The organism is Neisseria sp. P0021.S007, assembly GCF_051956855.1.
Genome location: NZ_JBQCXA010000612.1, coordinates 1 through 656, shown reverse-complemented (window position 1 = coordinate 656; position 656 = coordinate 1). Strand labels below are relative to the sequence as shown.

Here is a 656-nt window from a genome sequence, read left to right as displayed (position 1 = left end):
GCCTAAATTTGACACCCGCCCTCCGACTGCCTACAATTCAGGTTTCTCAAATATCACTGTACATTCCGTACACCATTCTTTTCAGACGACCTCTGTCTTCCGAATCCCATTCTTTTCCAATACAACTGTCAAAAATCATGCACGTTTCAGAACTACAAACGCTACACATTTCCAAACTTTTGGAAATGGCAGAAGAACACGGCATTGAAAACGCCAACCGTTTCCGCAAACAAGACCTCGTATTCGCCATCGTCCGCCAAATGATGAAGCAGGGTGAAAGCTTTACCTGCTCAGGCACGCTTGAAATCCTGCCCGACGGATTCGGCTTTTTGCGCAGCGCAGACACTTCCTACCTCGCGGGGCCCGACGACATCTACGTCTCCCCCACACAAATCCGCCGCTTCAACCTGCATACGGGCGACACCATCGAAGGCAGCGTGCGTGTACCCAAAGACAACGAACGCTATTTCGCACTCGTCCGCCTCGACAGTATCAACGGCGATCATCCCGAAGTTTGCAAACACAAAATCCTCTTCGAAAACCTCACCCCGCTTTTTCCCACCAAACAGTTCAAACTCGAGCGCGACATCAAAGCCGAAGAAAACCTTACCGGCCGAGCTATTGATTTAGTTTCCCCCATCGGACGCGGACAGCGC

The 656-nt window shown here is 50.9% G+C and carries 1 protein-coding gene; it reads left to right on the top strand.

Features of this window, described 5'->3' with window-relative positions; genetic code table 11:
* Positions 1 to 137: 137 nt before the first annotated feature.
* On the top strand, positions 138 to 656 hold a 519-nt coding region (locus tag ACTHUR_RS14945; protein WP_440399386.1), incomplete at its 3' end, for a Rho termination factor N-terminal domain-containing protein.